26 protein-coding genes and 2 pseudogenes are annotated in these 26,772 nt (G+C 38.2%); 17 read left to right on the top strand and 11 right to left on the bottom strand.

What is annotated here, in order from left to right; genetic code table 11:
- Complete coding sequence (locus QT16_RS15320) at window positions 1–1,032, top strand: protein-glutamate methylesterase/protein-glutamine glutaminase (RefSeq protein ID WP_024596107.1); 1,032 nt, start codon at window positions 1–3, stop codon at window positions 1,030–1,032.
- Here QT16_RS15320 and QT16_RS15315 read toward each other — a convergent pair.
- The gene (locus QT16_RS15315; protein ID WP_039489172.1) at window positions 1,022–2,059 is read right to left on the bottom strand and encodes a polysaccharide deacetylase family protein; all 1,038 of its coding nucleotides are present in this window, start codon (window positions 2,057–2,059) and stop codon (window positions 1,022–1,024) included. The genes QT16_RS15320 and QT16_RS15315 overlap by 11 nt on opposite strands.
- A 42-nt stretch (window positions 2,060–2,101) precedes the next feature.
- Here QT16_RS15315 and QT16_RS15310 point away from each other — a divergent pair, with 42 nt between their 5' ends.
- Window positions 2,102–3,373, top strand: a complete 1,272-nt coding sequence (locus tag QT16_RS15310) for an MATE family efflux transporter (protein ID WP_039489122.1) — start codon at window positions 2,102–2,104, stop codon at window positions 3,371–3,373.
- Between the two features lie 9 nt (window positions 3,374–3,382).
- Here QT16_RS15310 and QT16_RS15305 read toward each other — a convergent pair whose 3' ends face one another.
- Together QT16_RS15305 and nfuA are read right to left on the bottom strand one after the other, a co-directional pair.
- Complete coding sequence (locus QT16_RS15305; RefSeq protein ID WP_002959572.1) at window positions 3,383–3,652, bottom strand: hypothetical protein; 270 nt, start codon at window positions 3,650–3,652, stop codon at window positions 3,383–3,385.
- A 9-nt stretch (window positions 3,653–3,661) separates the two neighbouring features.
- Window positions 3,662–4,237: a Fe-S biogenesis protein NfuA gene (nfuA, locus tag QT16_RS15300; RefSeq protein ID WP_002959571.1), complete on the bottom strand. Its 576-nt coding sequence runs from the start codon at window positions 4,235–4,237 to the stop codon at window positions 3,662–3,664.
- Window positions 4,238–4,383: 146 nt separating this feature from the next.
- Between nfuA and QT16_RS15295 the strand changes: the two genes are divergently transcribed.
- Complete coding sequence (locus QT16_RS15295) at window positions 4,384–6,939, top strand: M14 family zinc carboxypeptidase (RefSeq protein ID WP_039489119.1); 2,556 nt, start codon at window positions 4,384–4,386, stop codon at window positions 6,937–6,939.
- A gap of 223 nt (window positions 6,940–7,162) precedes the next feature.
- Here the strand turns inward: QT16_RS15295 and QT16_RS15290 are convergent, their stop codons facing one another.
- A complete protein-coding gene (locus QT16_RS15290) occupies window positions 7,163–7,840 on the bottom strand; it encodes a ComF family protein (protein ID WP_024596110.1) in 678 nt (225 codons plus the stop codon).
- A 74-nt stretch (window positions 7,841–7,914) separates the two neighbouring features.
- Between QT16_RS15290 and bioH the strand changes: the two genes are divergently transcribed.
- The 3 genes from bioH to QT16_RS15275 all read left to right on the top strand — a co-directional run bounded on the left by bioH (window position 7,915) and on the right by QT16_RS15275 (window position 9,910).
- The gene (bioH, locus tag QT16_RS15285) at window positions 7,915–8,652 is read left to right on the top strand and encodes a pimeloyl-ACP methyl ester esterase BioH (RefSeq protein WP_039489116.1); all 738 of its coding nucleotides are present in this window, start codon (window positions 7,915–7,917) and stop codon (window positions 8,650–8,652) included.
- A gap of 90 nt (window positions 8,653–8,742) precedes the next feature.
- The gene (locus QT16_RS15280; RefSeq protein WP_002959563.1) at window positions 8,743–9,051 is read left to right on the top strand and encodes a hypothetical protein; all 309 of its coding nucleotides are present in this window, start codon (window positions 8,743–8,745) and stop codon (window positions 9,049–9,051) included.
- A gap of 4 nt (window positions 9,052–9,055) precedes the next feature.
- Entirely contained in the window at window positions 9,056–9,910 is an 855-nt protein-coding gene (locus QT16_RS15275; RefSeq protein WP_039489113.1) for a putative metalloprotease CJM1_0395 family protein, read from the top strand.
- 74 nt (window positions 9,911–9,984) lie between these two features.
- Here the strand turns inward: QT16_RS15275 and QT16_RS15270 are convergent, their stop codons facing one another.
- From QT16_RS15270 to QT16_RS15255, 4 genes and pseudogenes are all read right to left on the bottom strand, one after another.
- Complete coding sequence (locus QT16_RS15270) at window positions 9,985–12,312, bottom strand: Tex family protein (protein WP_039489110.1); 2,328 nt, start codon at window positions 12,310–12,312, stop codon at window positions 9,985–9,987.
- 168 nt (window positions 12,313–12,480) lie between these two features.
- Window positions 12,481–13,062 (bottom strand): CBS domain-containing protein, encoded by a 582-nt coding sequence (locus QT16_RS15265; protein WP_039489108.1) that lies wholly within the window; start codon window positions 13,060–13,062, stop codon window positions 12,481–12,483.
- Between the two features lie 50 nt (window positions 13,063–13,112).
- Window positions 13,113–13,424 carry a hypothetical protein gene (locus QT16_RS15260; protein WP_033020846.1) on the bottom strand — a complete coding sequence of 104 codons (312 nt, stop codon included), beginning with the start codon at window positions 13,422–13,424 and terminating at the stop codon, window positions 13,113–13,115.
- A gap of 116 nt (window positions 13,425–13,540) precedes the next feature.
- Window positions 13,541–13,879 (bottom strand): annotated as a pseudogene (locus QT16_RS15255) (GreA/GreB family elongation factor); the annotation flags it as partial.
- Between the two features lie 106 nt (window positions 13,880–13,985).
- On the opposite strand from QT16_RS15255, the gene gmtY reads away from it, so the two are divergent.
- The 4 genes from gmtY to greB all read left to right on the top strand — a co-directional run bounded on the left by gmtY (window position 13,986) and on the right by greB (window position 19,548).
- The gene (gene gmtY, locus QT16_RS15250) at window positions 13,986–15,305 is read left to right on the top strand and encodes a gamma-mobile-trio recombinase GmtY (protein ID WP_039489106.1); all 1,320 of its coding nucleotides are present in this window, start codon (window positions 13,986–13,988) and stop codon (window positions 15,303–15,305) included.
- Window positions 15,302–18,034, top strand: a complete 2,733-nt coding sequence (gmtZ, locus tag QT16_RS15245; protein ID WP_039489104.1) for a gamma-mobile-trio integrase GmtZ — start codon at window positions 15,302–15,304, stop codon at window positions 18,032–18,034. The genes gmtY and gmtZ overlap by 4 nt, the downstream gene beginning before the upstream one ends.
- Window positions 18,031–18,642 carry a gamma-mobile-trio protein GmtX gene (gmtX, locus tag QT16_RS15240; RefSeq protein WP_290294884.1) on the top strand — a complete coding sequence of 204 codons (612 nt, stop codon included), beginning with the start codon at window positions 18,031–18,033 and terminating at the stop codon, window positions 18,640–18,642. The genes gmtZ and gmtX overlap by 4 nt, the downstream gene beginning before the upstream one ends.
- Window positions 18,643–19,077: 435 nt before the next feature.
- Entirely contained in the window at window positions 19,078–19,548 is a 471-nt protein-coding gene (gene greB, locus QT16_RS15230) for a transcription elongation factor GreB (protein ID WP_039489102.1), read from the top strand.
- A gap of 54 nt (window positions 19,549–19,602) precedes the next feature.
- Here greB and QT16_RS15225 read toward each other — a convergent pair whose 3' ends face one another.
- The 3 genes from QT16_RS15225 to QT16_RS15215 form a co-directional block, all read right to left on the bottom strand.
- Window positions 19,603–20,058 carry a MerC family mercury resistance protein gene (locus tag QT16_RS15225; RefSeq protein WP_238719449.1) on the bottom strand — a complete coding sequence of 152 codons (456 nt, stop codon included), beginning with the start codon at window positions 20,056–20,058 and terminating at the stop codon, window positions 19,603–19,605.
- A 102-nt stretch (window positions 20,059–20,160) separates the two neighbouring features.
- Complete coding sequence (locus tag QT16_RS15220) at window positions 20,161–20,538, bottom strand: MerR family transcriptional regulator (RefSeq protein WP_004588890.1); 378 nt, start codon at window positions 20,536–20,538, stop codon at window positions 20,161–20,163.
- 42 nt (window positions 20,539–20,580) lie between these two features.
- A complete protein-coding gene (locus QT16_RS15215; protein ID WP_004588889.1) occupies window positions 20,581–20,970 on the bottom strand; it encodes a Cd(II)/Pb(II)-responsive transcriptional regulator in 390 nt (129 codons plus the stop codon).
- A 77-nt stretch (window positions 20,971–21,047) separates the two neighbouring features.
- Between QT16_RS15215 and QT16_RS15210 the strand changes: the two genes are divergently transcribed.
- From QT16_RS15210 to QT16_RS15180, 7 genes and pseudogenes are all read left to right on the top strand, one after another.
- The gene (locus QT16_RS15210; protein WP_004588888.1) at window positions 21,048–21,662 is read left to right on the top strand and encodes a cation efflux transmembrane domain-containing protein; all 615 of its coding nucleotides are present in this window, start codon (window positions 21,048–21,050) and stop codon (window positions 21,660–21,662) included.
- 55 nt (window positions 21,663–21,717) lie between these two features.
- Window positions 21,718–22,450 (top strand): annotated as a pseudogene (locus QT16_RS15205) (transglutaminase-like domain-containing protein).
- Window positions 22,437–23,339, top strand: coding sequence for a cation diffusion facilitator family transporter (locus tag QT16_RS15200; RefSeq protein WP_004588886.1), 903 nt, complete (start codon window positions 22,437–22,439; stop codon window positions 23,337–23,339). The pseudogene QT16_RS15205 and the gene QT16_RS15200 overlap by 14 nt, the downstream one beginning before the upstream one ends.
- Window positions 23,340–23,442: 103 nt before the next feature.
- Window positions 23,443–23,745, top strand: a complete 303-nt coding sequence (locus tag QT16_RS15195; RefSeq protein WP_231485813.1) for a hypothetical protein — start codon at window positions 23,443–23,445, stop codon at window positions 23,743–23,745.
- Window positions 23,746–23,828: 83 nt separating this feature from the next.
- A complete protein-coding gene (locus QT16_RS15190) occupies window positions 23,829–25,046 on the top strand; it encodes a TolC family protein (protein ID WP_008468875.1) in 1,218 nt (405 codons plus the stop codon).
- A gap of 64 nt (window positions 25,047–25,110) precedes the next feature.
- Window positions 25,111–26,367, top strand: a complete 1,257-nt coding sequence (locus QT16_RS15185) for an efflux RND transporter periplasmic adaptor subunit (protein WP_002962258.1) — start codon at window positions 25,111–25,113, stop codon at window positions 26,365–26,367.
- An 11-nt stretch (window positions 26,368–26,378) separates the two neighbouring features.
- Window positions 26,379–26,772, top strand: a 394-nt coding sequence (locus QT16_RS15180) for an efflux RND transporter permease subunit (RefSeq protein WP_039489093.1), incomplete at its 3' end; no start/stop codon positions are given.

Below are 26,772 nucleotides of genomic sequence, written 5' to 3'. Positions count from 1 at the left end.
ATGATTAAAGTATTAATAATTGACGACTCCCCTTTAATTAGGCGTTTACTCACTGAAATATTACAACAAGCTAAAGACATTACAGTAGTGGGGAGTGCAGAGGATCCCTATGAAGCTCGCGAAATGATAAAAAAACTCAGTCCTGATGTATTAACGCTCGACGTAGAAATGCCAAAAATGGATGGTATTAGTTTTTTAAAAAACTTAATGCGATTAAGACCAATGCCAGTAGTGATGATTTCAACTCTGACGCAAAAAGGCTCTCCTATTACACTAGAAGCACTCGAATTAGGGGCTGTTGATTTTATAGCTAAGCCTACTAATAACGTAAGAGAGCAATTGAGCCAATATGCATCACTTGTCCAACAAAAGGTGCGAATAGCTGCTGGAGCAAGAGTAAGAAGCTATAAAAAAACGGTCGTCACAAATGAGCCTATTAATACCCATTCTCAGTTTTTACTTAATAAAGTAATAGCGATAGGTGCTTCAACGGGAGGTACTGAGGCTATAAAAGAAGTACTTATTAAAATGCCACAAAATTGCCCGCCAATTGTAATTACTCAGCATATTCCTCCAGTGTTTAGCGCTTCATTTGCTGAGCGAATGAATCGTACATGCACGATAAATGTGAAAGAAGCTGAACATGGCGATAAGCTTAGCGCGGGCTGGGCTTATATAGCACCGGGTGGGTTTCATTTAAGTATTAAAAAACGAGGTGTTAGCTTGTATTGCCAGCTTGATGATGGCGAGCCGGTGAACAGACATAAACCTGCGGTAGATGTGTTGTTTAACTCATTAGTTGAAACTGGGGCTAAAAACGTAGTTGCAGCCATACTAACAGGAATGGGGAGTGATGGCGCAAAAGGGTTGCTTGCACTAAAACAAAACGGAGCACATACCTTGGCTCAAGATGAGTATTCGTCTGTGGTATGGGGTATGCCTAAAGCAGCTGCTGAGCTAAATGCAGCTGACGAGATAGTTGCGCTGGATAAAATAACCCAGCGGCTTTTACATCAGGCTGTTAAGGTTTAGATGCTTCAATTACCCAAGGCTGCGAAAACCAAAAGTAATTACCAGGGCTTGAAATAGAAGGGGCCGTGCAATTAAAACGAGAACGCCCTTTATTAAGCACCTTTGGTGAGGTGATTTCGACAGTATTTTTAGTTATCCATTTTAAATCTGCTTGGCCTACGCTTGATACATAACAGGCAAATTGGCTCTTATGAAAATCACCCATCTTAAATTCCATTGTGAGCGAGGGTGGATTTTGCTGTGTAACGCTATCTTGATAAGTTAAATTGGTGATATTAAACGCGCGTGAGTTAAGCTTAGTAATAAGGGTTTCTAGTTTGCTGTAAAAGCCTGATGCAGGAAAACGCGGCAAGCGGCTAAAATTAGAATCTTTATTTACAGCGCCTGAGTGCTGGCCAATACCCACAAAACCAAGCTCTTTCACGAGTGCTTGCAGCTCGTTATTAAACTCACCATACGGGTATGCTAAGTATTTATAGTCGTGGCCTATTTCTTCTTTTATGCGCTTTTGAGAGTTAAGAATATCTTGCTTAATACGTGATTGCCATTGTGCATCGGTTTCGTTTTCAAGCTTAAGGTGTAAGTAATCATGTTGTCCGCTATGATTGGCTATTAATGCCCCTTTTTTAGATAATTCTTTGAGCTTATCCCACCCCATTACGTAACTCATACCTTCGTCTATTAATTTAGGGTTTACAAAAATAGTGTACGGGTAGCCAAACTTTTCTAAAATAGGTGCGGCTTGTTCATAGTTATTGTTATAGCCATCATCAAAGGTGATGGCGAGAGTTTTATCAGGTAAAGTTTCACCTTGTTGAAGCGCGCTAATTAACTCATTAAGAGGAATAACGTTAAAGTTGTGCTCTTTTAAATAGCTTAAGTGCTCCGTAAATGTATTTGCGCTAACGCTCGTGACAGCGGGTAGGGTTTCACTAACATGATGATACTGTAAAATAACGGCTGCTTGAGCCCGTACAGATACACTAATGAGGATAAATAACACTAAATGAAACAATTTCTTATACATAATAAGGCACACCATAAAAGCTTGCTGTTGTTAGCGGGTCCGATGATACTATCAAATATCACAGTGCCGTTGTTAGGAATTGTTGATACTGCTGTAATTGGGCACTTAGGAAGCGCTCATTACTTAGCTGGAATTGCCCTTGGCTCTGCAGTTATATCTATTTTATTTTGGCTTGCTGGTTTTTTAAGAATGAGCACCACGGGACTCGTGGCACAAGCATACGGAAAAAACGATTTAACCCAACTTGCCGCTTTACTTAAACGAAGCCTATTGCTTGCAAGCGCAGTGGCCGTGCTATTAATTGTGTTATCCCCATTAATGAAGCACGCTATTGCTTACCTCTCCGCAGCCAATGGCGACGTACTTAACCAAGCTTATCAGTATTTTAGCATTCGTATTTTTAGTGCTCCAGCAGCATTATGTAATTTAGTGTTACTGGGTTGGATGCTTGGTGTGCATTATGGTCGAGGTCCATTTTATTTATTACTCGTCACTAATATCGTTAATATAGTGCTCGATATTTATTTTGTTGTTTATTTAGATTGGGCAGTTGCAGGCGCTGCATGGGCGTCACTTATTGCTGACTATACAGCACTAGTATTTGCACTGTTTTTAGTGGCTAAACTAGCTAAAAAACAAGACATTGATCTAAATGTACCGAACTGGTTGAGTATTAGCAAAATGGCTGAATTATTGAGTTTGAATAGAGATATATTTATTCGCTCTTTAATACTGCAATTATGCTTTAGTTTTATGACATTTTACGCGGCGCGTATAGGCGAAACCACATTAGCTGCTAATGCTGTTTTACTTAACTTTTTAATGTTGGTGAGCTTTGCTCTTGATGGCGTTGCTTACGCGTCTGAGGCAAAAGTAGGGCAAGCGAAAGGCCAAGGAAGTGTTAAGAATATAGGGCTTTGGGTTAAAATAAGCGTATTTTGGGGTATGCTTTTTGGTGTGTTATATAGCCTGTTTTTTGCATTATTTGGCAACACCATAATCAAGCTTTTAACCAATGTGCCAGAGGTTATTCAAGAGGCAACGCATTATTTACCATGGATAGTAGTATTACCAATTTTGGCCATGAGCTGCTTTTTGTTTGATGGTGTTTTTGTAGGGCTTACGCGAGCAAAGAACATGCGTAACAGTATGATACTTTCAGCTGGAGTTGGCTTTTTTGGTGTGTTTTGGGTGTTTATAGACCTGCAAAATAACGGGTTATGGTTGGCTATGAGCTGTTTTATGTTAATGCGCGGGGTTACATTAATAATTAAATATCACCACTTAAAAATAAATAATCAGCTATTAGATTAAATAAATGGTTTATTTCCAGAGATCGGGGTCGTGGTGTTTAGGGCCCATATCTTTTAAAACTTGTGAAAAACGATTGGCAAAAATACCGCAGTAGCCCCAACCGGCAAAAAATAATGCGGGGAGTAAAATTATAACGCCAATTATTTGTAAGCTGTAGTGGGTGTAATACCCAATAGATATGAATATCACGGCTAGCACAAACAGTGCTAAGCCGCGAAAAAAGCGCTTTAAGCTCAGCTTAGGATTGCTCCCTAAGCGATAGATAAGCTGCTTTAGCATTTACAAGGCCTAATAGTAAGAGTGATCGCCCGCTTCGTGTTCTGTTATATCAGCAACACCGGTGATTTCTTCAAACTTAGCTATCATTTCTTTTTCAATGCCTTCTTTTAGTGTTACATCGATCATAGAACAACCGTTACAACCACCACCAAACTGAAGTATAGCTATACCTGCAGCTGTAATCTCAACAAGGCTTACTTGACCACCGTGGTTAGCAAGTTGTGGATTTACTTCGGTTTCTAGCATGTGCTGTACACGTTCGTTTAACGATGCATCGTCACCTATTTTACGCGCCTTTGCATTTGGTGCTTTTAGCGTCAACTGAGTACCCATTTTGTCGGTAACAAAATCGATTTCAGCTTCTTCTAAAAATGGAGCACTTTCTGCATCTACAACGGCATCAAAACCGTTAAAGTTTAGGCGAATATCGCTCGCTTCTACAGCGTCTTCTGGACAATAAGACACACCACATTCCGCTTGTGATGAACCAGGGTTTACAACAAACACACGAATATTGGTTTGTTGTGATTGATCTGCTAATAGTTTAGCAAAATGCGCTTGCGCTGTTTCGGAAATAGAAATCATAAAACCATCTATACTTGACTAAATTACTCGGATACTGCGTATCATACTCCGCTCATCGTGTTGCGGCTAGTGTTGAGCGTAAAAAGTTGGCATCTATTTTAAGCAATGGTAGCGTGCAAACAACGAACATTTTTTGAGTGATTTATATGCGTTTGGTATTAACATTAATGGTGGTGTTGCTTAGCTTTTCAAGTGTAGCTAAGCCACTTTCGTATTATTTTGAACAAGATGTAAAATTTGACCCTTCAATTCCTACTCCTGAGCAAGTACTCGGTTACGAAGTAGGAGAGTGGCACGTGAGACACGATCAGCTCGTACGTTATATGGAAATACTTGCTGATAAAAGCGACCGTATAAATTTTGAAGTGATTGGCCGCACACATGAACAACGCCCCCTTGTCATGCTAACAATTACAGCAGCTGATAAGTTATCAAGCATAGAGCAGACACGCCAAGCTCACTTAGCACGCTTAAGTAACGATGGATCAGATGCTAATTCTACAAAGCAGCCTGCCGTTGTATGGATGGGATATAGTGTGCATGGTAATGAGTCATCAGGTAGTAACTCATCTTTGCTGGTGGCGTATTACTTAGCTGCTGCACAAGGTGCTGAAATAGATGAGTTATTAAATAACACGGTTATTTTACTCGACCCTTCGCTTAATCCTGACGGACTTGCTCGTTTTGCTAATTGGGCCAACAGTAACCGAGGTATGAACTTATCAAGCGACCCTAAAACCCGTGAACATGTTGAAAACTGGCCAAGTAGTCGTACCAATCATTACTGGTTTGATTTAAATCGTGACTGGTTATTACTACAACATCCTGAATCGCGCGCGCGTATTGCTAAATTTCATCAGTGGAAACCAAATGTCTTAACCGATTTTCATGAAATGGGACCAAACAGCAGTTACTTTTTTCAGCCAGGTATCCCTAGTCGTAAACACCCAATAACACCGGATGAAAATGTAACGTTAACTAAAGCGATTGCTAACTATCACGCAAAAACCTTAGATGAAAATAACGCACTGTACTTTACTGAAGAAAGCTTTGACGACTTCTATTACGGTAAAGGCTCAACTTATCCCGATGTAAATGGTGGTGTAGGTATTTTATTTGAGCAAGCAAGTTCTCGCGGGCATATCCAAGACACTATAAATGGACCTTTGAGCTTCCCCTTTACTATTAAAAATCAACTATTAACGAGTTTATCTACCTTTAAAGCCGCTGTTGATAACCGCCAAGCATTACTTGATTACCAAGCTAAGTTTTATAATCAAGCTACTGATTTAGCCAGTGATGAAAGCTTTGAAGGTTATGTAATTGAGGGCGCGGATGACAACACTCGTATTAAAGATTTTTTAGGGTTGTTGAAACAGCATCAAATAGATGCTTTTTCGCTTACTAAATCACTCAAGGCAAATGGCAACAACTATACAACCAATAGCTACTTTGTGCCCTTAGCCCAGCCACAGTACCGCCTAATAAAAGCTATTTTTAGCGAGCAAAAAAACTTTGCTGATAACACCTTTTATGACGTATCTGGCTGGACTTTAGCGCATGCGTTTAACTTACCTTTTGCAAAAGTAAAAAGCAGTTGGGGTTTAGAGGTTGCAAGTAAACCGTGGCAAAAAGCGGTAAAACCTTCTTTTGCTTCACTTGAGCAAGGTTATGCGTTTGGCTTTTCGTGGGATGATTACCTAGCACCTAAAATGCTAAACAGCCTTTTAAAGCAAGGTATTAAAGCGCGTGTAGCGCTAAGCCCATTAACAGCCAAATCAAACTTAAGTGAAGTAAGCTTTGATGCTGGTAGTATTATTGTGCCAGCAGGCTTACAAACGAATAATGATTGGGTTGGAATATTAAATAAAGCACAAAACGAGTTTGGAATTGCAATCAAGCCTATTAACTCAGGTCTTACAAGCAAAGGAGCCGATTTAGGGTCTCGTACAATGGCGGTTGTTAGCGAGCCAAAAGTATTATTGGTAGGTGGTAAAGGCGTAAGCCAGTACGAAGCTGGGGAAGTATGGTATTACCTCGATCGCTTTGTAGGTGTTGCGCCAACAATTGTTGAAATGGAGCGTTTAAACTCTATTGAACTCAGTAATTACAGCCATATAGTACTTGCCCATGGTAACTACAATAGCTTATCTGATACCGACAAAGTGGCTATAAAAAGCTGGGTAAGAAAAGGCGGCGTTATTTGGGGCCATAAAGGGGGTGCTAAATTTTTAGCTGATCAGCAATTACTCAAAGCAAGCTATCTATCACGCCAAGATGTAGCAAGTGCATTTAAAACAAAAGGTTTAAGCTACGCCGATAAGGACCATTTAGCAGGACGTCAACGTATTGCAGGTGCTATTTTTAATACTAATGTAGATTTAACTCATCCGCTTACATTTTCACTTAAGCGCAATACATTGCCCGTATTCAAAAACAGTACTTGGTTGCTAGAAGCTTCCGATGCGCCATTCGTAAATGTACTTACCTACACTAAAAACCCATTATTGGCAGGTTTTACTGATGCCGTTAATGTTGATCAAGTTGCTGGTGGTGCTGGCTTAATTGCGCACTCATATGGACGAGGTACAGTAATAGGCATGACCGACGACCCTGTATTTAGGGGTTACTGGTATGGGACTAGTCGACTACTAAGCAATGCGTTATTTTTTGGTCATACGTTTCGTGCAAATGGCGAATAATACCAATTCGCTTAATTAAGTGATCTATTTTGAGGATGGAAAAACGTGTTGATAGCTAGGCAAAAAATTCGCTATTTAGTTGTTCTCGGCAATTGCTCCTGCATTGCTCTACCTTCTGCATCCATGCAGTCGTAAATGAGAATTTTTTAACACAGGTAGCAACACGCTTAGCCCCGCAAAATGATTAAGTATTATAGCGGATTGGTTTAATACTTTTTAATAATTAAATAGGCGTTAAGCAAGTTGTAAAAGCCCACACTTGTTTAGCGCCTGCTTGTTTTAGTGCACTAGTAGCTGCGTTTAATGTTGCCCCTGTCGTCATCACATCATCAACAATAGCGACTGTTTTACCGGCCATATCCTGTGTACAAATAAAGGCATTTTTTAAGTTTCTTATACGCTTTGCTTTGGATAGCTCCGACTGAGCTTGTGTTTTTTTATCGCGAATAAGAACATTACTTAGTGGGGCGTAATTAGCTAAACAGGGTTGCCAAACTTGGCTTACCTGATTAAATCCGCGAGTAATAAAGCGGCTTTTATGAAGAGGTAAAATAATAAAGGTATCTGGCAAGTTAGGGCTTTGCTCAAAAAACTGCGTTAACTGTTTTTGTATAATTTGCTGCAATGCCTTTTTATAATGAATTTGATTATTAAATTTTAGCCTTTTAAGCCAATGCTCAAAGGGAGGTTGATAAAAAGCGCATGCAAATAATTTATCAAACTCGCAATTAGGAAACATCTCAATAATATCAGGTCGATGCAATAAACTCGTATGCTTACTAAAATCAAACAATGGTAAATCTTCAAGGCAATAATCACATAGCCCTAAAGAGGTCGTAATCGAGTTTTGACACTGCACGCAATAAGAGGGAAATAACCAATTTAAAACGGCTTGTTTCACTGACTCGCTCCTTGCATTGCAATCGCCTTTCTAAACGTTATGATGAGCCTAAGTTTGGTAAAGGTTAGGCAAATATGCAAAATGAGTTAGTGTTATTACATGGTTGGGGAATGAACCAGGGCGTATGGCAGTTAGTACAGCCAGAACTTGAGTTTTTATATTCAGGAAATGTACGTAGCCTTGACCTACCTGGGTTTGGTAATAGCGATGTGTGCCCAAGCCCTTATACTTTGCATGATGCAGCAGAAATTTTAAGTAAGCAATTAAAGCCAAAGAGCATTTTAATGGGATGGTCGTTAGGTGGATTATTTGCACTTTATATTGCTAAGCATTGGCCTGAAAAAGTATCTAAAGTTATTTTAATAGCATCGACTCCTTTTTTTGCTGAGGCAGATAACTGGCCTGGAATAAAAGCGAATGTATTGGCGCAGTTTAAAGAGCAATTAGTTAATCATCGAGAAAAAACAATAGAGCGCTTTTTAGCTATTCAAGCAATGGGTAGCGAGTCGGCGCGTGATGATATAAAGCAGCTTAAACAATTGCTAAATCAGTACCGCGCACCCCAAAGCGATGCCCTGAGTGCTGGTTTAGATATTTTACAAAACGACGATTTACGTGACTTATTTACTCATTGCCCAGTCCCTATTAGAGGAGTATTCGGCCGCCTTGATTCTTTAGTGCCTTATAAAGCGATTAGCAAAATGTCAGCACTAAATACTGAGTTTGAATATGAAATACTAGATAAAGCATCCCATGCACCATTTATTTCTCATAAAAGTGAGTTTTTATCTGTCGTTAAATCAATGCTTTAAAATAGAGCTAAGAATAGCGCTGTTTAAAGCTTTATTTTAAGCAGAACCTGAGCGATAATTAAACAATGTTTATTTGGTGGAGGTTTTAATATGCCAATCGGATCAGTATTTAATAGTGGTATAGAAGGGTTTAACCGAGCTAGCCAAGGTATTGAAAAAGCCAGTGCTGAGATTAACCGTGCCAGTATAGAACAACAAGATGACGCGCAATTAGCGCAGCAACGTCAGCTTACGGCAGCACGCCCTGAAGAAGCGATTACTGCACCAGTAGCACAACCAGCTCGTGTTGATGAAGCGCTTGTTAACTTAAAAGTTGAAGAATTTAATGCCAAGGCAAACACGCAATCAATTCAAACGGCCGATGATGTACTTGGCACGTTAATCGATATTAAAGTTTAGTATTATGAATATTGTCACGCCATTTCCGTCTATCAATATAAACACCGCAAATGTTTATACGGAAACCGCACGGCGTGACAACCAACTACGCGAAGTTATTCCCGCTCCCGCATCTAATAGCGCAAGTAATACAGAAACCAAAGCGCAAAGTGATGCTGAAAAAGCAAAACTGCCAGGTAGTAGCGATGGTGCGACGTATAACGCAACGGGAAAAATAGCAGACGAAAAGTCAGTTCAGCAGCGCGATGGAAACTCAGAAAACCCTGAGGGCACTGAGCAAGAAAGTGAAGCAATCGAGAAAAAAGAATCTGAGCAAGAAGAGCTGCAATTAGAACAAGAACAACAACAAATTACAGAGCTAAAAGCACGAGATACTGAAGTACGAATACACGAACAAGCACACGCTTCTGTAGGCGGGCAATATGCTGGCTCGCCAAGTTATGAGTATCAACGTGGTCCAGATGGTACTAACTACGCAGTTGGCGGAGAAGTACAAATAGATGTATCAGAAATTCCGGGTGACCCGCAAGCGACTATAGACAAAATGCAAACGGTACGCGCTGCCGCATTAGCGCCTGCAGAGCCTTCAGGAGCTGATCGCTCTATTGCCGCAGATGCTACGCAAAAGCTAGCAGCGGCTCAAGCTGAGCTTGCACAACCTGAAAAAGAAGACGACGAAGACGCAAAAAGTAAATTTGAAGCGTCATTCTCTAGCGATGAAAGCAGCGATACAAAAACAGCTAAAAGTGACGAGCAAACACGTGATGCCGATGTTGAGGCACGGGCGGGGCGTATTGCTAATTTTTACCAAATGGCTACATCGCCAGCGAGCCAAAGTAGTTTTTCAGCGTTAAGTTAATAATTTAGCAAAACATAACCACAAAAAAAACCGCTTACGCGGTTTTTTTTCGTTTTAGCTTAGCTGTACAACTATTATTTTTTCACTTTAGCATTAGCGAACGCATCGGCAAATGCATTGCCCATTAACGCATTACCGTTGTCACGTTTAGGCTTTGCAGCGCGAGGTTGCGAATTATTAGCACGTGCTTGTGGCTTTTGCGTAGCTGGAGCTGCTGACTGATTACTTGTGTCAATATCGTCATCTAAGCGCATAGTAAAGCTTATGCGTTTACGTGCAGCGTCTACTTCAACAACTTTAACCTTTACAATATCACCAGCTTTAACAACTTCACGCGGATCTGATATAAATTTATTCGTGATTGCTGAAATATGCACTAAACCATCTTGGTGAACACCTACATCAACAAACGCACCAAAATTAGCAACGTTTGAAACCACGCCTTCTAAAATCATACCTGGTTTTAGGTCACTAATTTTTTCAACACCGGCTTTAAACTCAGCTGTTTTAAATTCAGGTCGAGGATCTCGACCAGGTTTATCAAGCTCAGTAATAATGTCGGTAACGGTTGGTAAGCCAAACTTTTCGTCAGTGTAATCGTTAGCAGCAAGTTTAGTTAAAAAGTCGCTGTTACCAATTAGGTTACTGACATCTACGCTATTGCGTTCACAAATACGTTTAACAACAGGATAAGCTTCAGGGTGAACTGATGAGTTATCTAGTGGATCGCTACCATTATTGATACGTAAAAAACCAGCCGCTTGTTCAAATGCTTTTGGCCCTAAACGTTCAACCTTTTTAAGCTCACTACGTTTAGTAAATGTGCCGTTAGCATCGCGATAATTAACGATATTTTGCGCTAATGTTTTGTTTAAACCAGATACGCGTGTAAGTAGTGGTACCGAGGCCATGTTTAAATCTACGCCTACTGAGTTTACACAGTCTTCAACTACTGAAATAAGGCTCTGGCCTAATTGGCTTTGCGATACATCATGTTGGTATTGGCCAACACCAATTGATTTTGGCTCAATTTTAACAAGTTCAGCAAGAGGGTCTTGAAGGCGGCGTGCAATAGAGACAGCCCCTCGTATAGAAACATCTAAATCTGGAAATTCGTTAGCTGCAAATTCAGAAGCTGAGTAAACCGATGCACCTGCTTCGCTAACCATAATTTTACTAAGTTTAAGTTCGCTGTTTGCTTTGATAAGCTCAGCAACCAACTTATCTGATTCGCGTGATGCAGTACCGTTACCAATCGCAATTAGCTCAACTTTATGCTGACGGCAAAGTTGCTCTAACGTACGCACTGATTTATCCCAATGATTTTGTGGTGCATGAGGGAAAATAGTTTGTGTAGCTAGTAATTTACCTGTGCTATCAACAACGGCAATCTTACAGCCAGTACGAAGGCCTGGATCAAGACCTAAAGTAGTACGAGGGCCTGCAGGTGCAGCCATTAATAAATCTTTTAAGTTTTTAGCAAATACATCTATTGCACCGGCTTCTGCTTTTTCGCGCATTGCTGCAAAAAACTCATTCTCTAGGTGTAACCCTAGCTTAACTTTCCACGCCCATTGAACAACGTTTAATAACCAAGGACTTGCCGCTTTATATTTAATATCTAAACGGTAATGCTCAGCAATCATGTTTGCACATAATTGTGCTGAATTTTCAGCACTAGGCTCTGGGTTTATATTTAACTGAAGTACACCTTCATTTCGAGCTCTAAGCATTGCAAGCGCACGGTGAGAAGGTACTTTTTTAAGAAGTTCTTGATGCTCAAAGTAATCACGGTATTTTGCACCGGCTTGCTCTTGGCCTTTAATCACAGTACTTTCAATTGCGCCATTTTGGCTAATGTGGCTTCTAAATTTAGCAAGTAATTTTGCGTCTTCAGCAAAGCGTTCCATTAAGATGAATTTAGCGCCTTCAAGTACCGCTTTTGTATCTGCAAAACCTTTTTCAGCATTTACAAACTGCTCTGCTTGTTGCTCTGGGTCAAGGTTAGCATCTTTAAATAGTGCATCCGCAAGAGGCTCTAAACCAGCTTCAATTGCTATTTGACCTTTAGTGCGGCGCTTAGCTTTATATGGTAGGTATAAATCTTCAAGTTCTGTTTTACTTTGTGCATTAGTTATATCGGCACTTAGCTCTGGCGTTAATTTATTTTGCGATTCGATTGTCGATAAAATAAAACTACGGCGCTCTTCTAGTTCACGTAAATACGATAAACGCTGCTCTAAAAGGCGTAATTGGGTGTCGTCTAGGCCGCCTGTAACTTCTTTTCTGTAGCGGGCAATAAAAGGAACAGTTGCACCTTCATCAAGTAACTTTGTTGCAGCAACAACCTGTTGCTGCTGTGCGTTTAACTCACCGGCTAAACGTGCAGAGATATCGCTCATGCAAAAACCTTTTTATACAATAAAATAAGACCAGAAGCGTGTTACTGGCGCTGTTAATTGCTTGAATAATATCACAGGAGGTAGCAATGAAAAGCTCTTAAAGCAAGCTATTTTACTTGCTTTAAGATGGTTGGGTCGGGAGTAAATCAATTCAACTAAAAGAGCGCCCTAGTGAGGGTGCTCAATGTTTTCTAATACTTCACTGAAAGAGTGAGCAATAGGTGAGATATGTACAGGAATATGTAATGTTTTAGCTATTTGGCGAGCTGAAATTAAACCACAAATTTCGTTACTCGCTGTTGTAACTAATAAAAACATTGTGCCCTGATGCTCCATCGTTTGCAGCGCATCACCAATGCATGCGTAGCTTAAGCTTTGCATACTTACACCTGTAAGGCGGTTAACTGGTGTCATAATGTCACGTAAGCTTACTTCGCTTCGTTGCATATTTAAGCGCTCTGCAATGATAGTAATTTTAGAGCTTTGTAAATCGGCGCTAGAAACTAGGCCAATTAATTTTTGGTGTTCGTCTGTTACTAAAACAAAGTCAGATTGTTGTGCACTTACTTGTTTAAGAGCATCTGTAATCGTTGTTCCATGCTCTGCACGAATAGGTGTTTTTTGAGTAAAGTTATTCACCATTTTTAGCGCTGGAGAAGATAAATCGATTAATGGTTGATCATCTGCAAATGTGCTAGCAATAACGCCATGAGAAATATTTTGGGTACGTAATTCTTTAAAGTTAGACATAGTAGTCACCTTAGTAGTTATAAAATTTAATTAAGTTGTAAAATAATGAATTAAATTAAATAGCTAGGTGGTCCGCGTTGGTATGCAGTGCTAAAAGGTCTGTTTAGATTAGTGCTCTTATAAAAAGAATCTACGACATTAGGAAGTGGTTGAGGCGACCTAAAGGTAATAGTGTTAACGTGAGAGTCCACGTCAAAATCGAGGTTTGCTTGGTCAGGAATATCACAAGTAATAAAGTGATTAGATAGTTTAGCGTTATCAAGGTTTACGTCAGTGTTGCTGGCATGCAGCGTCAAACTTACACTCATTAAAAGTGCAAACAATACGGCATTACTAAATATGCGCTGTACTATGTTTGACATAATCACGACCTTAATTAACTGCTTTCAAATTAAACAAATCAACTTGAATAATTCAGTTATAGCTTATTGCTTTAATTTACACAATCAAAAGTTAACATGATCTGAATCAAAACTTTTCATTTCTTTTTTTGGTAATCGATACTGTTTACATACCACTGCTTTTTTCCCTGAGGAGTGGTCACTTCAAATTCGTCGTCCACTTGTTTTTTAATCAACGCACGCGCCATAGGTGAGTCTATTGATATGTAATCTTTGCGGTCGTAAATTTCATCAGGACCTACAATTCTGAACTTTTTAACTTCACCTTCTTCGTTTTCAATTTCAACCCATGCACCAAAAAATACTTTTCCATCTTGCACGGGAGAGTAGTCAATAATTTTTAAATCAGGTATGCGTTTGCGTAAGTAGCGTACCCGGCGGTCAATTTGGCGCAGTAAACGCTTATTATACTGATATTATAACCCCACCCAAATATATACTAAAATCACTACTTTAATACTTGTTAGATGATAGAAAAGAGTTAGTATTAAGGAAAAGTAAATATACTATATAATAAAAAGTATGGCATACATCCAAAAAATAAACGTAAAGTATCATGATAAAGAGGCTGGTAGTATTTGTGAGTTACCAGCTCTTTATACAGAGAAAGGTGTCGTGATATCACATATAAGATATCTTGCTTGGTACAGCTCTAAAAGTGAGTCATGGAAAGAGCGCTCTATATTTTCTTTAAAGCTCCTACTCACATATATTGATGTCGTACCAAACTTTGAAAACTCAACTTTATTATTAAAAGGTTTTACTAAAGCACTATTAGTAGGAACAATCGATTACGATAAAATGGATGACGAACTTGGATTGTATTGGAAGGCAAGAAAGCCTAGAGATGCAAATAATATATTATTTCATATAACGCATTACTCTGATTTTTTAGCTTTACAGGAAGGGTTTGACTCATCAAGGATAAACCCCTTCAGAAAAGCAACCAGTTATGAAGAGAGATTAAATTGGTGTGCATATTATCATAAGCACGCAAATGTGTTCCTAAATCATTTATCTAATCAAAATGACGCTGCCTTTAATGCGAAGAGAGTAAGATTCATTGATCGGTTATTAGAGCCTAAAATAAATAATGAAAAAGCGATGAAATTCCCCGATGAGCACTTTGAAAAGCTTCTTTATATTGGAATGGTAAAAGGCTCAACACCAGACTATAAATCTCAAGCTATGACCATGTTATTAAATTATGGTGGATTACGTAAAAGTGAGCTATTTCACCTTTATGTTTCAGATATAACTTTACACCCAATATATCGAGATGAAGCATTAGTTAGGGTCTATCATCCAGAAATAGGCCGCTCACCTGACAGTAGTTTTGCAAATAGGCGAGAATACTTACTCGAAAGCACTTTCTATAAACCAAGAAATACATACCGATTATCAGAAAGACTATATGCGGGTTGGAAGTCACCTTTACTCACAAATAAAGACGGCTATTTTGAAGTGATATTTAACCCGCCTGAAAAAGCAAAAGAATTTTTAATATCTTGGGTTAACTATCTTAAATATCAACGGGTAGAGCCGGCAAAAACAGACACTCACCCATTTGCATTTACCAACTCCACAGGAGCGCCTGAAACGATAAAAAACTTTCAGCGAATTCATAAAAGAGCAGTAAAAAAAATTGGGTTGGAAGTTCAAAAAGAGCTTGGAACTACAGAGCATGGACACAGGCATGCATATGGTTATCGCGCACGACAACTTGGTTTAAGCCAAGTTGAAATTCAAAAAGCAATGCATCATAAGAGCTCTCTATCCTGCTTGGTATATATACAACCAACCTCAGAAGATATTCGTAGTAAGATGAGAGAGATTAAATGAGCAAACTTAAAGGTGACTCGAGCCTTCCATTAAATATACCTGTATCAATAAAAACATTGGGTGAATACAAAGCAATATGCAAAAAAAACGGTATTACTAACTCAAGATTACATTTAGAAAATTACAAAAGCATACCAGGCCTAATTGCACATCCAGAGAGGGTTTTTAAGGATGAGTGGGTGAGCTATAAAGATACATTTGATGTCCCTGATTTTTATTCCTATAAAAAGTTAAAGAGTATTATTAAGCCATTAGCTCTCAAATCACAAAAGGAATACAGGGCATTTGTTAAAAAGCAAGATGACCCTCAAATACCAAATGACCCACAGGGGGTATGGGAAAGTGAATGGGAAAATTGGTTTAAATTTTTAGGTAAAAAAGAGCCTTACAATTTAAAATTTATTGCAAAACCATATATAGCTTGGGCTGTAAAAATAGAAGAATTTATGACCCAAGCATTAGGCGGAGGTTCTAAAAACTCTTTGCTTTGTCGATTCGTTCGAATTTATATAGAAAAACACGATAAAAGCTTAACTCCAGAAGCATTTCTTACAAAGCAAAAGGTTAATATTAGACCCTTAAAGCAAGAATTAGAAAAGTTGAATACCGATAATATGCGGCGTAACTTGATAATTGCAGTGAATGAATTTTTAGACTTTGTAATTACCAACGATCTAACTAGTGAAGATGAGGAGACTGGAGAGATCATTCGTGTAATGGATGCTAGAAATCCTTTATCGCTGCTATCAAATTCAGCAAGTGTGATGTCTCCGCAACGCGCTGAGTCAACTAAACCTTGCTTGCAGTATTACTTTGTTAAAAAGGCCCAAGAGTGGATAATTCCAGCTAATGCAAAAACTTTTAAAGACCTAAAGCATTTGCAAAAATTTGATGCTGATTGGCTGAAAGTATCATCGAAGGAAGTAGATCGAAGTGACCCTGATTGCGTGATAAAAAAGATTGGAGATCAGCTTTATATGTGGTCTCCAATAAATTGGTTGCATACGTTCACTTTAACAAAAGTTCCATTGCGGGGTCGTCAGATTGCATATAATGATTCAGGTGAAGCAGATGATGTAATAGCTAATGTTGATCAAAATGGAAAAATAATTTGGGAAAAAAATAAATCTATTTTTTCGGGGTTAACAAAAAACCAAGCGTTTATTAAAAGAATGCCTGACGAAAACGCAGGGATGTTTATCACTACAAACAAAACAAGTAATAATGGTCAAGGTTATTCAATACCTTGGATACCTGAAGACCTTATTTATTGGTTAGTAAAACTTCGTAAGTGGCAGCAAAAATATAATCCTATAGATAACCCTACGAACTGGTCTAGTTGTAAAAGAACAAATTTAAATGAGTTGCAACTTAAGGCTAAAGGAATAAATTGTTTTTTATTTAGGGCGTATCAGGATATTGAGCCACAAAGTGTTGGTAATTCCCTAACACCAAGGTTAGCTGCCGCACTTTATAATGTTCAACCATCAAATTTAGAGCTTGCAACGCTATCAGGGAAGGAAGCAACGTTAAATCAGTATAAGTCTAAGTATACCCCTCACTCAATGCGTGTGAGCCTTATAACGGCTTATATAATGGAAATGGGGATGCCTATTGAAATAGTTATGAAAGTTGTGGGGCACTCATCAATTGTAATGTCTATTTATTACTGCAAAATTACGCAAGGCGATATTAGAAAGCGATTAGAGCAGGGCGAGAAAGAAGCATTAAAAACGAGGGTTGACGCTACTCAGAGTTTAATTGAACAAAATAAAATAGAGAAAGTAAAAAATGAATTGGTATCAAATAATGAAGAGTTACTAAATTCATTAACAAACTCTATTCCAGCAGGGAACTTCATTTTCAGGGATTATGGTATCTGCCCATATGCCGCAACTCGCTGTGAAGATGGCGGAGAACTTAATGGTAGTGGTACATCATTACGTGTACCGGCTCCATCTGGTTATCTAGGGACGCAAAATTGTCTTCGCTGTCGTCATTTTATTACAGGCCCCGCATTTATTGGTGGGTTGCTATCCATCACTAACGAAATATTATTTCACTCTAACACCCAGTCATCTCAATGCACAAAGTTACAAAGTAAAATTACTATGCTTGAGAAAAGTTTAGACGAATTAGATCGCCGAGAATACGTAGCTAATTTAAAAAATGAAAAAATTGACTTATCAGAGCGTAAAATTCTTGAGTTAAAAATAAGAAAAACTGAGTCAGAATATGAAAGTGCAGCAAAAAAAATGGATATGCTCTTATGTGACTTACAGTCGTCCTACAAGCTAATTAAAATGACACAATCAATAGCTAATCAAAAAGACAGCTTGTCCCTCGTTAAAATGAGTGATTCAGAAATAGAAATATCTTTAGAAGAGACATCTTCATTTGAGCAACTTCAAGAGGTTTGTGAGAATGCAACGATTTATGAGTCGGCCAATGCATCGCATGCCATAATTCCAAGATCTCAACAGTTGGATAAAATGGCTGTATTCAATGAAATATCTCCCGGCTTATTCTTACTCACAGAAGAGCAACAATTGCACGCTGGAAATCAATTAGCGCGCCTTTTAAAGTCTCGTTTAAAAACATGGTCAAAAGTTAGTCGTGTAATTAATTGTGATATTAAGCTCTCCGACCTTCTTGGTGATGAACAGATTTCAAAGTCTGAAATCGAATTTATTAATAAAAATAATACGTTAATTAATAGTGAGTTATGAGTATGTCACCTGAAGATCTACTAACTGAATTACAAAAAGGTTGCTCTACTAAGATTAGTGAAACCCTCGAAGCAATCTATAGGGTTTGTATGGAGCAAAGAAAAAGAGGTGTTGATGACTATTCTATTTCTACAATATCAAAGTTAGGCACTCAACGAGGGGTTCCAAAAGCACAAAGTATTCGTAATAAATCGGGTGAAAAGTATAGAGCACTTATTGCATCATTTGCAGAGAACAGCCCAGTAAAAGATCTTGGTAAGCAAAAGCATCAAGGGTTAGACTGGATAGATGAAATAAACAATCCAAAGCATCGATTACTAGCAAAAATTCAAGCTTCCGAGCTAATTGCGACTCGAAAAAAGCTACAAGAAATTATTCCACCAAACCTTCAAATTGATATTTATGACTACAAGTCTACTGGGCTTGGTTCTGAGCATAAACTATCGAATCAAGAGCGCAGAGCATTAGAATATTTATTATCAAATAGCTTTCAAAGCAAATGGAAATTAACGCCAACGGATTATGGGGAGCTTATTGATGAAAATAAGCATGCTGTTTTTAAAGCGGCTACCCTTGACGCTATAAAAAAAGCTTTAGATTTTTTATAGCCGTAATATCTATAACACACGCTAAAATTTAATTTGCTGTCTGGTTATTATAATCTTTGTAGTTTCAATAAAGGAAAGCTTCATTTGGATAGAAAAATTAAAAGACCCTATAGTTAGGCTTCAAGATAACATTTTCTACTCTCAAGCATTAGCAGCTGAAAAACTAGCAAAGGAGATATAGTACCGATTGGTCCAGTCATAGAATTTTATGAAGGTGGGTAGTCTTCGTCACCAAACTCAAAATAGACTGACTTAGAAGTAGAAGATCTTGAATACCTCATATCTAAAGAGTTTATGCGCCGAGCAGGTTTGGAAGTGGGGCCAAACGGTAGTATATTATCAAGTAATGATAAAGATAACTTTCTCCCGGTTGCAACTTTAGATGCTGTTAAAAAAGCATTGCAGTATTTGTAATATTGGGATGGGGCAAACTAATTGTATACCAATCTAATAACGCGTGAAGGATTAGACAAGCTAAATAAAGAGCTTAATTACCTTTGGCGCGACTACAGACCTGAAATAACAAAAAAAGTAGCTTGGGCTGCTAGCCTTGGCGATCGTTCAGATAATGCCGATTATAAAGAAAATAAAAGATTACTTAGACAGATAGATTCTCGAATTAGGTTCCTTAGAAAGCGCATCGAAGCAGTCAAAGTTATTGACTACTCTCCTCAACAAGTCGGCAAGGTTTTCTTTGGGGCATGGGTAGAGGTTGAAAATGATAATGGTGAAACAAAAGCTTTTCGCATAGTTGGCCCTGATGAGATCTATGGTCGTAACGATTACATTTCTATTGACTCTCCTATGGCCAGAGCGATGCTAAAAAAGGAAGTTGATGATGATTTTCAAGTTAAAACGCCAGTAGGGATAAAAGAGTGGTTTATTAACAAAATTGAGTATAAGTAAAGAGCTAGTACAGCTTATGCAACAACTAACTTGAAAAACTCCGAAAGAGAGTATTTATATTTCAGCCTTCTGAGCTTTAGTCATCAAAATCTCTTTTGGTATAAAGACGGTTAGTCTGCTTAGAGCGAAAAGCAGACATTGACCGTTAATCGTTTCAACGACGGCAATTAGCCATACGTTGCATGTTTGCTCCCTTACTGGTTTTACGATATCCAAAACCGACATAACGACCATTAAGCAAATACCAAAGTAAAATAGGTATGTGCTCCAATCATATAGCCAAAGAGGATAAAGCGTTAATAGCACTGCTACAGGCCCTAGAATGCTGAAGACAGCTCTGGTATGGTTTTTATTTTTGTGCCAGTTGTATAAGTTTACCAATAGTTCCAAAGATGCAAAAATAGGTAAAAGCGTATTTACAGCTATTCCTTCGAAGTGAGAGAAGAAGCCTAGTCCTAATGCCGATGCAAGTGACCTTAATGCAGGGAGGCAGGCCGTGCCGCTAGCCAAACGCCACTAGAGCCTACTCTGTCTAATATTTTATTTATCATTTGAAAGTCTATTGGTTGATATTACCATCATTCTAAACTCCGTATACAAGTACGGAGTCAATCATTTTAATGAGTCAATTATGGGGCAATGTGTTGGATCTTCGTTTTGCATACAGGTATTTGTCATACCCACAATTACTTTCTCTAAACGTTGAAGGTCATTAATTTTGTCTCGAATGATTGCTAACTTTTGTCGGTTTAATAGCTCAACTTGAGCGCAGTTGCTGTCCATAGACATTAGCGATTTTATTTCTCTTAACGTAAAGCCGAGCGCTTTGGCTTTTGTGATAAACCTAAGTTGTCCTGCTATTGATTCGTCATATTGTCTATAACCAGATATTGGTTTTTCAGGTTGTGTAATCAGTCCTTCTCGTTCATAAAAACGAATGGTTTCTACATTTAAATTTAATGATTGTGCTAATTTGCCAATGGTTTTCATTATTGCCTTTGTGAATACTACTAATCTAAAGTTATATTTAGTTCAACTATCTAATGACTTGATAATGCCACAGACTTCAATTGTACCGTCAGACCCGCAAGAGCTTGCCATTAGTTTTAACTCTTTTTTGAGTGCATTCAATTCCTTCATTCGTTGATTAACTAAAGTTAGTTGCCGATCAATTAATGCATTTACACTAGAGCAACTCTCCTCTGGCTTGTTTTTTAATTCAATGAGTCGCTTAATATCATTAAGCGGAATATCTAAACTTCGACAATGCTTTACGAACTCTAGCTCTTTAAATGCCTTATTAGAATACAACCTGAAATTCCCTTCAGTGCGATCAGGATCTGACAGCAAGCCCTCCTTTTCATAATATCGGATGGTTTGTACTGAATACCCCGATGTTTTCGATAACTCACCAATTTTCATAAAATTTCCAAATAAACTTGACCCTATAGTCACTATAGGATTTATAGTTAGAGCATACAAGTTAATCGGAGATGAAAATGAGCGATTGTGGGTGTGAAGTTGAGCTAAAAGATAACCAGCAAAAAACGGTGCTTTATTGGCTTCTGGCTATCAATGCCTCGATGTTTGTTTTTGAAATTGGCTTTGGTTGGTTATCAGAATCAACGGCTTTAATTGCAGATTCGTTAGACATGCTAGCGGATGCAATCGTCTATGCAATTGCACTATACGCGGTGGGAAAGTCAATCCAACATAAGGCTAATGCTGCTTTAGTGAGTGGCTATTTCCAACTGGGGTTAGGCGTGCTAATTCTAATGGATATTGCTAGAAGGCTGTATGGTGAAAGTGAGCCTCACTCTTGGTTTATGATTGGCGTAGGCATGGTTGCTTTAGTTGCAAATGTGATTTGTCTCATCCTTATTCGAAAGCACAACAACGATGAAGTACATATGAGAGCTAGCTGGATATTTTCAGCGAATGATGTAATTGCAAATCTTGGTGTCGTTATCGCAGGCATACTCGTTATGGTGCTGAAACAGCGTTGGCCTGATATCGTCATTGGTAGCATCATTTCAATGTTAATTCTTCGAGGCGCTTACCGAATACTAAGCGATGCTAAACAAGAATTAGCTGTTGCTGAGAAAACACGTTAAACACCAAATGAAGATAAACAATCAACCTTTGGTTGTTCAAAGTAAGGAAACATCAATGAATAGCAAATATCTAGAAAAAACCCAAGATAGTAAATTTTGAACACTCTACAATTCAATCATTAATTTCTGAGCGTAATTGGCAAGAACTCGATGACTTCAACAAAATTGGTGCAGCCTACCAATTTGTTAAAGATGAAATATTATTTGGTTACAATGAGAGTGATGATATTTCAGCAAGCAGTGTTTTAGCCGATGGTTACGGACAATGCAATACCAAGGGTAACTTGCTGATGGCTTTGTTACGAGGATTAGGTATTCAATGTCGTTTTCACGGCTTTACTATTGAGCAGCGATTACAAAAAGGAGCTATTCCAACTTATGTATTTTGGTTAGCACCTAAATATATCATTCATAGTTGGATTGAAGTTTATTTCAAGGATCGTTGGATAAACTTAGAAGGCTTTATATTAGATGAACAATATTTAAGTTCACTACAGCACAAATTTAGTCAAATAAAAAACGAATTTTGTGGTTATGGTGTTGCAACAAAGTGTTTCTCTTCGCCAGATACAGATTGGCGTGGTCAAGATACCTATATACAAAAAGAAGGTATTCATGATGATTTTGGTGTTTATAATTCCCCTGATGAGTTTTATCTCGAAAAAGGAACTAACTTATCAGGAATCAAACGTTGGATGTATCAACGAGTGATCCGTCACTTTATCAATTTTAACGTAGTCAATGTAAGAAATTTAAAAGTTCTTGAGGTGGAAAATGCACAATCATAGCCATAGCCATTCGCATGGAAAAGACGACCGTATAGGTTGGACATTTTTCCTTAATGTTTCATTTACTATTATCGAATTTATTGGTGGTTGGCTAACCAACAGTACCGCTATTATGGCTGATGCTGTACATGACCTGGGTGACAGTTTATCTATAGGATTCGCTTGGATACTGAGTCGTTTCTCGGATAAAGAAGCATCCGATAGATTTAGCTATGGCTATCGTCGTCTTACCCTGTTTGGCGCATTAATTAACAGTATTGTATTAGTTATTGGTTCTGTCTGGGTGCTATTTGAAGCAATACCAAGATTATCTAATCCTGAAATGCCAATGGCTGAAGGAATGTTGGGTCTTGCATTACTTGGGGTTGCTGTTAATGGGTATGCAGTATTTAAACTAAAAGCGGGTAAAACGCTGAACGAAAAAGTACTTACGTGGCATTTGCTTGAAGACGTACTTGGCTGGGTTGCAGTCCTAATTGTTTCTATCGTGCTGCTTTTTGTAGATCTACCAATATTAGATCCTTTGCTTTCTATAGGCTTTACACTGTTTATATTGTTTAACGTTTTGAAAAACCTGAAAACAACATTGGCACTATTTCTTCAAGCTACACCTGATGAAGAAGTGCAGAATAATATTGAAAAAGCGATAAAGGCTATACCTGAAATTAATGGGATTCATCATATGCACTTTTGGTCATTAGACGGGGAAAGTCACGTATTAACTGCTCACCTAGAGTTAGCCCATAACTTTGAGGTTGATAAATTAATTAGGCTAAAACAACAAGTGGCTAAGGAACTTTCTTCTTATAATTTATCTCATACAACCATTGAGTTTGAGTTTCCTCAAGAAACTTGCCGTGACGAGCATGAAAAACATGCGCATGGCTAGTTTAGAAAACCTTTTTTTGATATTATAATTTTTCATATTTAAGTAGGTGTTTATTTTGAAATTCAATGTTGCGTTAAAAATACTATTAGTCGTTTCGATTGTTTTGCAATCGTTAACTGCTGTTGTATCCGCAACACCTGAGAATCACCAAATAGATATAGAGCACCTTCAAATTCAACATGATCATGCAGATGATCGAAATGTCTCAAATGATAATGTAGGTGATGAGCAGCATAATGAAAAAGATTGTCATCACTGCGGACATTGCAGTGGCAGCCACTTATCTTGGATTTTAGTCAGTAATTCAAATACCACGGGCAAACTAAACATTATCAATAAAACGCCTTATCAAATTGATCAAACAAGTACCTTTCTTGAAGCGATACTTCGTCCGCCCATTTCTTAATTAGATTAATTTTTAATGACCTATTTATCCTTTAATAATGGATAAAGGTTTCGTGTTTATTAATTTTAAAATTAAGAATTTTTATGTATATATATTTAAAAAATGCAGGTTTAGTCCTGTCTTTATGTATGGCTGTGAGTTTTTCAGTTGCCACTTATGCCAAACAGAAAAGTATTTCATGGCTAGATAGTCAAATAAATAAAGATCCCGAAGTTGTTGCGGCTAAAGAGTTACTTAATGCAAGTAATCATAGAGCCAAGAGCTTAACTAAAGCCGTATATAACCCAGAGCTTGAAGCAAGCTATGAAAAAGAGGGTGATTTTGATAATTATTCTATTGGTATCAGTCAAACGATTGATTTTTGGGATAAGCAATCAGCAAATAAAAGCATTGGTGAAATTGGTGTTTATGCAAACCAGCAACAATTGTTATCTCTACTCGATTCTAAAAAGGCTAACGCTTTAACTGCAATAGTTAATTGGCAAGCAGCAAAAAAGGTGGCTCAGTTACTTTCAGTAAGAGAAAATCAATTACAAACGCTCGTTGGAATTATTGAAGATAAGCGAAAAGCAGGACTTTTAGAGCCACTTGACGCTGAACTGGTTTATTTAAACTTGTCCCAAGTTTTCAGTGAAATATCTGAGTCGCAAATTGCTTTGAAAAATGCAGAGGTAAATGTTCAGGAGTTATTGCCTGATTGGACGCCTAATACTACCAATTTGTTTTCATTTACTTTTGGAGCAACAAACTATTCATTTAACTCTCAGTGGGTTGAGGAACATCCAAAAGTTAAACTCGCTAGAGCGCAATGGAAGATAAAACAATCTAAAGCTCAACTAACCACTATGGAATCTAAAGCCAATCCAACCATTGGAGTTAACGCAGGGAAAAGTGGAGATGAAGACTTGATTGGCGTGACTTTCTCAATGCCTTTAAATATCAGAAATAACTATTCAGATACTGTTAAAGCCGCTTATTCAGAAGCAATTGCAGCAGAGGCTAACTTTCGGTCGGTTTATCGAAAGCAGTCATTTGAAGCAAAAGCTAATTATGAATCGCTTATTGTCAGTAAAAAATATTATGAGCAATGGCAAAAACTGACAAAAGGCAGATTAGATAGCAGCGAAAACTTATTAAATAAGCGCTGGGAAGCTGGTGACATTAATACTTCTGACTACTTACTTGCATTAAATCAACGTGCGGAAGGGCTTCATGCAGGAATACGTTTGGAAAATCAATTCAAGCTTGCAGAAATATCCTTCATTTTAAGTATGGGTCAGTTATCCAAATTTGAGATTTGAGCGCTTTGTTTTTTCAGTAGCGAAAAACGAAATCTTAAATTTATTAAAAATATAGGTTACAAAAATGAATACAGTAATTAGTAAAAAATTTTTAGCCGTAGTAATTAGCTGCCTGTTAGTTGGGTTTACTACAAATCATGATGCTTTTGCACAGTCGTCAGATGGAACTGGTTCTGTCACAAACGTTTCGAAACAAGAAGAAAAAGAACATCAAGATGAGCATGAACACGAAAAGGGACATGAAGAAGATAAAGGTGACCATGACGAGCACGGCCATGAAGGTGGTAATAAAGAGGGAGAAGAAGGACATGAAGAAGGTATCACTATTGATCCAAAGAAGATGTCGCTTGCTAACATTAAAGTGGAAAGTGTTAAGCCTGAATATCAATTTAGCTCCGTATATGCACCTGGCGAAATAAAAGCTAATGGCTATAAAAGTTATGTGGTATCACCACGTACAGAGTCAGTCATTATCAGTCGCCATGCAGCGCTTGGCGAGTATGTAGAAATAGGTCAGAAGTTAGTTACATTATTTAGTGAAGCAATGGCACAAGCACAAGCTGACTATTTAATCGCTTCAACCGAATGGCAACGTGTAAAAAAGCTGGGTAATAAGACGGTGAGTGAAAGTCGATTATTACAAGCTGAAACAACATACAATGCGAGCTATGGCAAGCTCATTGCTTTAGGGTTAACTGAAAAAGCAATAAATGGTATTTCTAACAAAGACATTAAAGCATTTGGACAATATGCATTAACGGCGCACCGTGAAGGTGTCGTGCTTCAAGACGACTTTATCCAAGGGCAACGTGTTGATGCTGGGGATTCAGTCATGTTGTTAGCTGATGAAAAACAACTATGGGTTGAAGCAAAAGTTTCTCCAAATAAAAAGCTAAATTTATCAATTGATTCTCCTGCGGTACTTAAATTAGAAGGCCAGAGTTACAATGCCAAAGTTATCCAAGAAGCCCATACAATTGATCCCGTAACTCGTACAAGAATTATTAGATTGGGGGTACAGAATGCTGATGATAACCTTCATTCAGGTATGTTTGTAAAAGTTTACTTTCAGTTTGCCACAAAGCAGAAAGTGATGGCTGTGCCAGAAGAAGCATTGATCCGCAGCGCAGATGGTGATTGGACCGTATTTGTCGAAGACCACCCTGGAGAATTTAAAGCTGTAGAAGTAGAACTAGGCCGAGCCTTAGGTGATTTTAGGGAAATCATTGGCCTTGATAGTGGGACGCGAATTGTAACCAAAGGCGCATTTTTTGTTGCTTCTGAAATCGCTAAAGGCGGATTTGATCCGCATAACCACTAAGGAGCAAGACTATGTTTAATAAAATAATAGATTGGTCTGTTAATAATAGACTCCTGATTTTGATTGCGCTGTTTGCCACAATTGTCGGCGCAATTATGGTTATACCAAAACTAAATTTAGATGCCTTTCCTGATGTTACTAATGTTCAAGTTGCTGTAAATACTGAAGCGCCAGGACTAGCTGCTGAAGAAGTTGAACAACTCATTACGTACCCCATTGAAGCGGTCATGTATGCCTTACCTGATGTAGAACAAGTGCGCTCAATTTCTAAAACAGGCTTGTCTGGCGTCACGGTTGTTTTCAAAGAAGGCACCGACATTTACTTTGCAAGACAACTTGTATTTGAGCGTCTTCAAGCCGCAAAAGAACTGATACCAGAAGGTGTCGGCACACCCGAAATGGGGC

The organism is Pseudoalteromonas distincta (assembly GCF_000814675.1).
Lineage (GTDB): Bacteria > Pseudomonadota > Gammaproteobacteria > Enterobacterales > Alteromonadaceae > Pseudoalteromonas > Pseudoalteromonas distincta.
This window is presented reverse-complemented; position numbering and strand designations above follow the sequence as displayed.